The sequence below is a fragment of the Micromonospora globispora genome, assembly GCF_003857015.1.
GTDB lineage: Bacteria > Actinomycetota > Actinomycetes > Mycobacteriales > Micromonosporaceae > Micromonospora > Micromonospora globispora.
Window position 1 is genome coordinate 1 of the sequence record NZ_QGGF01000395.1, and the last position, 10,107, is coordinate 10,107.

Sequence of the window (10,107 nt, forward strand, 5' to 3'; positions counted from 1 at the left end):
CTCGCGCCGGAGCGGGTCGCGTCGATCCTTGCCGCCGTTCGCAGCGTGCTGCTCGCCCGACAGGGCCGCTGCGTGGTGGTGGCGGCTCCGGCGCCGGTGCGCCGGGCGGTCGACCTCTGGGGCGCGCTGCCCTCCCTGCCCCGCCTCCGGGCCGCCAAGGCACACCTCGACCCGCACCAGCGCCTCGCCCCCGGCCGCCTCCCCGGCGGCCTCTGACCCGCGGGCGAGCGCGCCCGGTGGTCAGATCGTGTCGTTGCGGATGACCAGGATGGCGATGTCGTCGCGGGGGGCTTCGACGGAGAAGCCGATCGCGGTGGCGCGCAGCCGAGCGGCCACCACGTCCGCCGAGTAACCGGCCAGCGGGGCGGCCGCGTCCCGCAGCCGGTCGGTGCCGAAGAGCTCCCGGCCGCGCCGCCGCTCGGTCACCCCGTCGGTGTAGAAGACCAGCGCGTCGCCGGGGCCGAGCGGCACCTCCGCCGTCGGCGTGGTGATCGCGTCGAGCAGCCCGAGGGCCGTGCCACCGGTGCCGACGAAGCCGGCACCCCCGCCGCCGTGCAGCAGTACCGGCCGGTCGTGCCCGGCGAGGTGCAGGGCGACGTCGAGCTGGTGGCCCTCGCCCGGCGCGACCGCGGCCAACGCCAGGGTGCAGTACCGGCCGCCGCCCCGCTCGACCAGTGTCTCGTTGAGCCGGGCCAGCACCTCCGGCAGCGGCTTGCCGTCGCCGACCAGCACCCGGATCACGTCCCGGACCAGGCCGGTGACGGCGGCCGCCTGCACGCCCTTGCCGGAGACGTCCCCGACCACCACCAGCCAGCGGCCGTCCGGCAGCGGCACCACGTCGTAGAAGTCGCCGCCGACGTCCGCGTCGTCGCCGGTCGGCACGTACTCGGCGGCGAAGCCGATCCCCTCGACCACCGGGAGCACCGGCGGCAGCAGCGACTGCTGGAGGGTCTGGGCGACTCGGCGGCGTTCGGCGTGGATCCGCGCGTTCTCGATCGCCAGGGCGGCCCGGCGGGCCACGTCCTCCAGCACCGAGACCTCGTCCGGGTCGTGCCGGTGCCGCTGGTGCCGGCCGACCGCCAGAGTGCCGAGCCGCTGGCCGCGGGCGATCAGCGGGACGGCGAAGCCCTCCATCGGACCGCTCAGCGGCAGCTGCGACGCACTCCGGGACGCCTCGCGCAGCCGGGCCTGGATGGACTCCGGGCCGGTCTCCTGGAGCACCTTGTGCAGCTGCGGCAGCATCGCCTCGTCGGCATGGCTCGAGGCGGCGAGCCGCAGCCGGCCCCACTCGTCGGTGGTGTGCACCGCGCACCACTGCCCGAGCCGGGGCACGACGAGCTGCGGGATGAGCGCCATGGTCAGCTCGACGTCGAGGGACTGGGCGAGCAGCTCGCTCGCCTCGGCCAGGAAGGTCAGCCAGGCCTGCCGGCGGACGTCCGCCCGGCGCAGCCGGTCGTTCTCCAGGTGCAGCGAGAGCCGCTCGGCGGCCAGCACGGCGAGCGGCCGGGCGTACGCCGAGGGCGCCGCGTCCAGCTCCAGCTCACCGGCGTACGGGCGGTGCACGACCAGCGGGACCCGGAGCAGCTCGTTCCCCTCCCGGGGCTGCCGGCCGTACCGGGCCAGGACCTGGGAGCCCTGCCCCTCGCCGCGGTCCAGCCGGACCACGCCACCGGCCGCGCCGACCATCTCCGCCAGCCGGGTCAGCAGCCCGGTGGCGAACTCGGGCAGCGGGTCCTCCGCGTACGGGTCGGGGCTGGTCTGCATCAGTTCGCTCATCGCGGCCGCGCTCGGCGACGAGTTCTCCGCGCCGCCGCTGTGCTGGCTGCCGCCGAGCGGGGTGCGCGCCTCCGCGACCGCCGCCTGCCGCTCCGGCGGGTCGGCCTGATGCCGGTCGAGCCGGAACCAGACGCCCTTCCCGGTGGGCAGGTAGGTGGTGCCCCACCGGCTGGCGAAGTGGTCGACCAGCAGCAGGCCGCGTCCCCGCTCCGCCACCTCGGTGATCTCGGCCGACTCGTTGCGGACGCCGACGGTCAGCTCCTCCACCGGGCCGGCGGCGAAGTCGGAGACGGTGACGGTCAGCCCGATCCCGTCCGCGACGACCTCGATGTCCAGTTCGGTGTTGGCGTGCTCGACCGCGTTGGTGGAGAGCTCGGTGGTGAGCAGGAGTGCCTCGTTGAGCAGTTCGTCCAGGTCCGCTTCGGCGAGGACAGACCGGACCAGGGCCCGGGCGGCGGCGGGCGTACGCCGGTCGGCGGGAAGTCGGACCCGCCGGACGCGCTCCTCCGAGCCGCCCGGCCGTGCGGGCTCCTCCTCCGCTGACACCTCCGTATCCTCCACCGCCGTCGGCCCGGGTGCCAACCCGCTCCACCGACCGGCACCTGTCCGGGGTCGGGTGCCGGTGGTGACGCGGTCCGGTCGGCGACGCCTGGCGTGGCGCATGTGCGCTGGCAGTGCCCTCGACGGCGACGCGGGCAGAATGATGGGATGGCGGATGTCGGCATGAGCCGGTGGCCCCGAGCTGAGCGAGGAATGATGACCACGGCGAAACAGTCGGTAGCCGCGGACCCGTCCGCTCCCGATCACGAGGTGCTGCTCGCCGAGCTGGTGGAGGCGCTGCGGCGGGTCCGCCGCGGCGACCTGAAGGTCCGGCTGCCCCGGCGGGCCGGGCGGGCCGGGGAGGTCGCCGACGCCTTCAACGACGTGGTGTCGTTGCAGGAGCGGCAGCACCTGGACCTGCGCCGGATCAGCCGGATCGTCGGCCGGGACGGCCGGCTCACCGAACGCCTCGACGACGAGGGCCTGGACGGTTCCTGGGCGGAGGGGCAGCGGGCGATCAACTCGCTGATCGACGACCTGGGCCGACCCACCACGGAGATCGCCCGGGTGATCGTGGCGGTGGCCGACGGCGACCTCTCCCAGCACATGGCGCTGGAGATCGACGGTCGCCCGCTGCGCGGTGAGTACCTGCGCATCGGCCGCACGGTCAACACGATGGTGGACCAGCTCTCGTCGTTCTCGAACGAGGTGACCCGGGTGGCCCGCGAAGTGGGTACCGAGGGCAAGCTGGGCGGTCAGGCGGACGTGCGGGGGGTCGCCGGCACCTGGAAGGACCTCACCGACTCGGTGAACACCATGGCGTCGAACCTGACGTACCAGGTGCGGTCGATCTCCCAGGTTTCCACCGCGGTGGCGCGGGGTGACCTGTCGCAGAAGATCACCGTGTCGGCCAAGGGTGAGGTCGCCGAGCTGGCGCACACCATCAACGCGCTCACCGACACGCTGCGGCTCTTCGCCGAGCAGGTGACCCGGGTGGCCCGCGAGGTGGGTACGGAGGGCAAGCTCGGCGGTCAGGCGGAGGTGCCGAACGTCGCCGGCACCTGGAAGGACCTGACCGACAGCGTCAACTCGATGGCGTCCAACCTGACCGCACAGGTGCGCAACATCGCCCAGGTCTCCACCGCGGTCGCCCGTGGTGACCTCTCCCAGAAGATCACCGTCGCGGCGCAGGGCGAGATCCTGGAGCTGAAGGACACCGTCAACACGATGGTGGATCAGCTGTCGTCGTTCGCGGACGAGGTGACCCGGGTGGCCCGCGAGGTGGGCATCGAGGGCAAGCTCGGCGGTCAGGCCCAGGTACGTGGCGTCTCCGGCACCTGGCGCGACCTCACCGAGAACGTCAACCAGCTCGCCGGCAACCTGACCAGCCAGGTCCGCAACATCTCCCAGGTCTCCACCGCGGTGGCGAAGGGCGACCTGTCGCAGAAGATCACGGTCGACGCGCAGGGCGAGATCCTGGAGCTGAAGAACACCGTCAACACGATGGTGGACCAGCTCTCGTCGTTCGCCGACGAGGTGACCCGGGTGGCCCGCGAGGTGGGTACCGAGGGCAAGCTCGGTGGTCAGGCGCAGGTGAAGGGCGTCTCGGGCACCTGGCGGGACCTGACCGACAACGTGAACTCGATGGCGTCGAACCTGACGTCGCAGGTGCGGAACATCGCCTCGGTCACCACGGCGGTGGCGAAGGGTGACCTGTCGCAGAAGATCACGGTGGATGCCCGGGGCGAGATCCTGGAGCTGAAGTCGACCGTGAACACGATGGTGGATCAGCTCTCCTCGTTCGCCGACGAGGTGACCCGGGTGGCCCGCGAGGTCGGCATCGAGGGCAAGCTCGGTGGTCAGGCGCAGGTGAAGGGCGTCTCCGGCACCTGGCGGGACCTGACGGAGAACGTCAACCAGCTCGCCTCCACCCTGACCACCCAGCTCCGCGCGATCGCCCAGGTCTCCACCTCGGTGACCCGCGGCGACCTGACCCAGCGGATCGCGGTCAAGGCGCAGGGCGAGGTCGCCGAGCTGAAGGACAACATCAACCAGATGATCGTCACCCTCCGGGAGACGACCAAGAAGAACGCCGAGCAGGGCTGGCTGGACTCCAACCTGGCCCGGATCGGCGGCCTGCTCCAGGGGCAGCGCGACCTCGGCGAGGTCTGCCGCATGATCATGATGGAGGTGACCCCGCTGGTCGACGCGCAGCTCGGCGCGTTCTTCCTGGCGGACAGCTCCGACGGCAGCATGCGGCTGCGGCTGACCGCCTCGTACGGCTACGTGGCGCGGGGGCACGACGTGACGTTCGGGCCCGGCGAGGGGCTGGTCGGGCAGGCCGCCCTGTCCCGGCGGACGATCCGGGTCCACGCGCAGCCCGACGGGCGGCTCATGCTCCGCTCCGGGCTGGCCGAGACGCCCCCGGCGGACCTGGTGGTGCTGCCGGTGCTCTTCGAGGGCGAGCTGCTCGGCGTGATCGAGTTCGCCGGGGTGACCACCTTCTCCGAGCTGCACCTGTCGTTCCTGGAGCGGCTGGTGCTCACCATCGGCCTGGCGGTGAACACCATCCAGGCCAACCGGCGTACCGAGGAACTGCTGGCCCAGTCCCAGCGGCTCGCCCACGAGCTGCAGGAGCAGTCGGCGGAGCTGCAGCGGACCAACGCCGAGCTGGAGGACAAGGCCAAGCTGCTCTCCGAGCAGAAGGGCAACATCGAGACGAAGAACCGGGAGATCGAGCTGGCCCGGCTCGGCCTGGAGGAGAAGGCCCAGCAGCTCACCCGGGCGTCGGCGTACAAGTCGGAGTTCCTGGCGAACATGAGCCACGAGCTGCGGACGCCGCTGAACTCGCTGCTGCTGCTGGCCCGGCTGCTCGCGGAGAACTCGGAGCAGAACCTCACCCCGAAGCAGATCGAGTTCGCCAGGACGATCCACAGCGCCGGCTCGGACCTGCTCTCCCTGATCGACGACATCCTGGACCTGTCCAAGATCGAGGCGGGTCGGATGGACGTCGAGCCGACCGAGGTGCGTTTCTCGGAGATCCGCGGCTACGTCGAGCAGGCGTTCGCCCCGCAGGCGGAGGAGAAGGGCCTGGACTTCCAGGTCCGGGTGTCGAAGGGCCTGCCGCCGGCGCTGGTCACCGACGCGCAGCGGTTGCAGCAGATCCTGCGCAACCTGCTCTCCAACGCGGTGAAGTTCACCGACAACGGTGCCGTGACGTTGCGGATCGCCCCGGCGCCGGAGAACGCGGTCTTCGACGTGCCGGCGCTGACCAACGCCCGACAGGTGATCGCGTTCACGGTGATCGACACCGGCATCGGCATCTCGGACGACAAGCTGTCCCTGATCTTCGAGGCGTTCCAGCAGGCCGACGGCACCACCAGCCGGCGGTACGGGGGCACCGGGCTGGGCCTGTCGATCAGCCGGGACCTGGCCCGGCTGATCGGTGGCACGATCACCGTGTCGTCGGCGCCCGGGCAGGGCTCGACCTTCACCCTCTTCGTACCGGACATCCTGGCGCCGGACGCGGTGGTGGCGCCGCAGCCGCCGTCGCCGACCCGCGCGGGCCTGCCGTCCTCCCTGCTCATGCCCATGGAGCTGCCCAAGGCGCCGGAGGCTCCGGCGACCCGGCGGTTGGAGGGGGTGACCGTGTTGATCGTCGACGACGACGTCCGCAACGTGTTCGCCCTCACCTCCGCGTTGGAGCTGCACGGCATGACCGTGTTGTACTCGGACAACGGGGCGGACGGTGTCCGCCTCCTGGCCGAGCATCCGGAGGTGGACATCGTGTTGATGGACGCGATGATGCCCGACCAGGACGGGTACGAGACCACCCGGCAGATCCGGCGCAACCACCGGTTCGCCGACCTGCCGATCGTCTTCCTGACCGCGAAGGCGATGCCGGGCGACCGTGAGTCGGCGCTCGCGGCCGGTGGCAGCGACTACATCACCAAGCCGGTGGACCTGGACGAGCTCATCGAACTGATGGCGTCCTGGATCAGCGGCGGTCGAGGCGAGGAGAACGCGTGACCCAGACAGCCAAGGCGCTGCTGGTCGACGACCGGCGGGAGAACCTCATGGCCCTGGAGGCCATCCTGCAGGGACTCCCGGTGCAGTCGGTCGCGGTGGAGAGCGGCGAGGCGGCGTTGAAGCAGCTCCTCGTCGACGACTTCGCGGTGATCCTGCTGGACGCCCAGATGCCCGACATGGACGGCTTCGAGACCGCGAGTCACATCAAGCGGCGCGAGCGGACCCGGCACGTGCCGATCATCTTTCTCACCGCCGCGGACAAGGACGCCCAGCTCGCCCTGCGCGGCTACGCGGTCGGCGCGGTCGACTACCTGACCAAGCCGTTCGACCCGTGGGTGCTGCGGGCGAAGGTGTCGGTCTTCGTGGAGCTGTGGGGGAAGACCCGGCAGTTGGCCGCCCAGTCCGACGTGGTGCGGGAGCGGGACGCCCAGTGGCGGGTGCTCACCAGCGCGGTGGACGAGGCCACCGCCCTGCTGCGCGCCGACGACAGCCCGGAGGCGCGCGACCGGGCGGTCGACATCCTCGAGCAGGCCCGCTGGGGCAACACCGCCTGACCGATCAGTCCTCGGGCCCGCCGCCGTGTCCGGTCGCGGCGCGCCGGGCCCGCCACCGTTCGCCGAGCGAGTCGATCTCCTCCTGTACGAAGAGGAAGAAGTCCCGCATCTCGGCCACCCGCTCGCCGGCCGGGGTGCCCCGCCCCTGCAGCGCGGCCACGCCGCCGCTGGCGATGTCGATGAAGTTCTTGTAGAGCCCGGTCTTGGTGATCGTCGCCTCGTACCAGGGGTTGTCCGGCATCCGGTACCGGTCCCGGCGGGAGCCCTTGACCGGCTCGCGGACCAGCATGCCGAACTGGGTGAGGTAGCGGACCGCGCCGGACACCGCGGCCGCGCTGACCCCGAGCCGCTCGCCGATCTCGGCCGCGGTGAGCGGGTCGTCGGCGCTCATCACCGCGAAGAGCACCCGGGCGGCCATCCGGGGGAAGCCGACGTCTGCGAAGGCCATCGCCATCCGCTCGACGAAGAGGTGAACCTCCTCCTCGTTCCCGCCGGAAGGGCGCTGGTCGGTCATCGGTGGTGGCTCCTCGCTGCGTCTCGTGGACCCGATCGTGCCCCAGGTCTCACAGTCTTCACAAGTTTGTGAAACAAGCGTAGCTTCCGAAGCATGGAAACTCCCATAGAGGTGTCCGGCCTGGTCAAGACCTTCGGCCGGACCCGAGCGCTCGACGGACTCGACCTGACCGTCCGCGCCGGCGAGGTGCACGGCTTCCTGGGCCCCAACGGCTCCGGCAAGTCGACCACCATCCGGGTGCTGCTCGGTCTGCTGCGGGCGGACGCGGGGGCCGTCCGACTGCTCGGCGGCGACCCCTGGCGGGACGCCGTCGCCCTGCACCGGCGATTGGCGTACGTCCCCGGCGACGTCACCCTCTGGCCCAACCTCTCCGGCGGCGAGGTGATCGACCTGCTCGGCCGGATGCGCGGCGGGCTGGACCGCAAGCGCCGTGACGAGCTGCTGGAGGCGTTCGACCTCGACCCGCGCAAGAAGGGGCGCGCCTACTCCAAGGGCAACCGGCAGAAGGTCGGCCTGGTCGCCGCGCTCGCCTCCGACGTCGAACTGCTGATCCTCGACGAGCCGACCTCCGGCCTCGACCCGCTGATGGAGGAGGTCTTCCAGCACTGGGTCCGCCGGGCGAAGCAGGACGGCCGGACCGTGCTGCTCTCCAGCCACATCCTCGCCGAGGTGGAGGCGCTCTGCGACCGGGTCACGATCATCCGCAACGGCCGGGCGGTCGAGACGGGCACCCTCACCGAGCTGCGCCACCTGCACCGCACCTCCATCGACGCCGAGATCGCCGGCCCGGTGAACGGGCTGGGCGACCTGTCCGGGGTGCACGACCTGCGGATCGACGGCAACCGGGTGCGCTTCGACGTCGACACCGCGGCGCTGGACGCCGCGCTGCGCAAGCTCACCGAGCTCGGCGTACGCAGCCTGGTCAGCAAGCCGCCGACGCTGGAGGAGCTGTTCCTGCGGCACTACGAGACGACCGGCGAACCGGCCGGGGCACTCCGATGAGCACCCTCACCGGCACCCGCCACCTGGTCCGGCTGATCCTGCGCCGGGACCGCGTCCTGCTCCCGCTCTGGGTGCTGCTGCTCGCCGTGCTGCCGATGACGTACGCGACCAGCTTCTTCAAGCTCTTCCCGACGGACGCCGAGCGCGCCGCGTACGCCGCCGGCACCGCCCGCAACCCCTCGATCATCGCCCTGCTCGGTCCGGTGTACGGCGACAGCGTCGGCGCGCTGACCGCCCAGCGCGGTGGCTTCCTGCTGGTGATCATCGGGCTGGTCAGCCTGCTCACCGTGGTGCGGCACACCCGGACCGAAGAGGAGGCCGGTCGCCGGGAACTGCTCGGCGGCACCGTGCTCGGCCGGTACGCCGGGCTGACCGCGGCGCTGCTGGTCACGTACGGGGCGGACCTGCTGCTCGGCCTGCTCACCGCCGCCGGGCTGATCTCCACCGGCCTGCCGGCGGCGGGGTCGCTGGCGTACGGGCTCTCCGCGGCGCTGGTCGGCATCGTCTTCGCCACCGTCGGCGGGCTCACCGCGCAGCTCACCGAGACGGCCGGCGGGGCCCGGGGGATCGCGATCGCCGTCCTCGGCCTCGCCTTCGCGCTCCGGCTGGTCGGGGACACCGCCTCGAACGACTGGCCGAGCTGGCTCTCCCCGCTCGGCTGGGCCCCCCGGATCCGCGCGTACGCCGACGAGCGCTGGTGGGTGCTGGTGCTGCCGGTCGCGCTGAGCGTGCTGGTCGCCGCCGCGGCGTACCCGCTGTCGGTGCGCCGCGACCTCGGCGCCGGCCTGCTACCGCCCCGGGTCGGGCCGGCCACCGCCGGGCAGGCCCTCTCCGGGCCGTTCGGGCTGGCCTGGCGCCTGCACCGGGGTCAGATCCTCTGGTGGTCGGTCGGCTTCGGGCTGCTCGGGCTGATCCTCGGCGGGGCGGCGAAGGCGGCCGGCAAATCCGTGGAGGGCAATCCCCAGCTGGAGCAGATCATGGCTCGGCTGGGCGGCACCTCCGGGCTGGCCGAGGCGTACCTCGGCTCGACGCTGAGCCTGGCCGGGCTGGCCGCGGCCGGCTACGGCATCCAGGCCGCGCTGCGGATGCGGTCGGAGGAGACCGCCGGACGGGCCGAGCCGCTGCTGGCCACCGGCATCCACCGGTCCGGCTGGCTCCTGTCGCACCTGCTGTTCGCCCTGCTCGGGCCGGTCGTGGTGCTCGCCGTGACCGGGTTCGCGACCGGCCTGACGTACGGGTTCAGCGTCGAGGACGTGCCCCGCGAGCTGCCCCGGATGATCGGCGCCGGGCTGGCGCAGGTGCCCGCGGCATGGGTACTGGCCGGCCTCGCGGTGCTGCTGTACGGGCTGCTGCCCCGGCTCGCCGGGGTGGCCTGGGCGGTGCTTGCGGTCTGCGTGCTGCTCGGTCAGCTCGGCGCGGTGCTGGAGCTGAACCAGTGGCTGCTGGACCTCTCCCCGTTCACCCACACCCCGCAGGTGCTGCGGGAGCACTGGAGCGCCACCCCGCTCTGGGCCCTGGCCGCCCTGGCCCTGCTGATGGCCCTCACCGGCCTGACCGCCTTCCGCCACCGCGACGTCCCGGTCACCTGACCACCACCGCCCCCGCCCTGCTGGGATTGATCATGAAGTTGTTGCGCCCCGCCTCGGCGTGTCGTGGCAAAACTTCATGATCACCCGGGCGGGTGGCGGCCCG

At 72.2% G+C, this 10,107-nt stretch carries 6 protein-coding genes and 1 pseudogene; 5 read left to right on the top strand and 2 right to left on the bottom strand.

Annotation, left to right across the window (positions count from 1 at the left end):
* Positions 1-216: pseudogene (locus DKL51_RS20855) on the top strand (FAD-binding oxidoreductase); the annotation flags it as partial.
* A gap of 24 nt (positions 217-240) precedes the next feature.
* Here the strand turns inward: DKL51_RS20855 and DKL51_RS20860 are convergent.
* On the bottom strand, positions 241-2,322 hold the full coding sequence (locus DKL51_RS20860) for a SpoIIE family protein phosphatase (protein WP_109944740.1): 2,082 nt from the start codon (positions 2,320-2,322) through the stop codon (positions 241-243).
* A 210-nt stretch (positions 2,323-2,532) separates the two neighbouring features.
* On the opposite strand from DKL51_RS20860, the gene DKL51_RS20865 reads away from it, so the two are divergent.
* Together DKL51_RS20865 and DKL51_RS20870 are read left to right on the top strand one after the other, a co-directional pair.
* Positions 2,533-6,345 (top strand): HAMP domain-containing protein, encoded by a 3,813-nt coding sequence (locus DKL51_RS20865; protein WP_124812403.1) that lies wholly within the window; start codon positions 2,533-2,535, stop codon positions 6,343-6,345.
* Complete coding sequence (locus DKL51_RS20870; RefSeq protein ID WP_109944741.1) at positions 6,342-6,899, top strand: response regulator; 558 nt, start codon at positions 6,342-6,344, stop codon at positions 6,897-6,899. The genes DKL51_RS20865 and DKL51_RS20870 overlap by 4 nt, the downstream gene beginning before the upstream one ends.
* 4 nt (positions 6,900-6,903) lie before the next feature.
* On the opposite strand, the gene DKL51_RS20875 is transcribed toward DKL51_RS20870, so the two are convergent.
* Positions 6,904-7,413, bottom strand: coding sequence for a GbsR/MarR family transcriptional regulator (locus tag DKL51_RS20875; RefSeq protein ID WP_109944742.1), 510 nt, complete (start codon positions 7,411-7,413; stop codon positions 6,904-6,906).
* 93 nt (positions 7,414-7,506) lie between these two features.
* Here DKL51_RS20875 and DKL51_RS20880 point away from each other — a divergent pair, with 93 nt between their 5' ends.
* Together DKL51_RS20880 and DKL51_RS20885 are read left to right on the top strand one after the other, a co-directional pair.
* Complete coding sequence (locus DKL51_RS20880) at positions 7,507-8,415, top strand: ABC transporter ATP-binding protein (protein ID WP_109944743.1); 909 nt, start codon at positions 7,507-7,509, stop codon at positions 8,413-8,415.
* A complete protein-coding gene (locus DKL51_RS20885; RefSeq protein ID WP_109944744.1) occupies positions 8,412-10,004 on the top strand; it encodes an ABC transporter permease in 1,593 nt (530 codons plus the stop codon). Before DKL51_RS20880 ends, DKL51_RS20885 begins: the two co-directional genes overlap by 4 nt.
* Positions 10,005-10,107 lie beyond the last annotated feature (103 nt).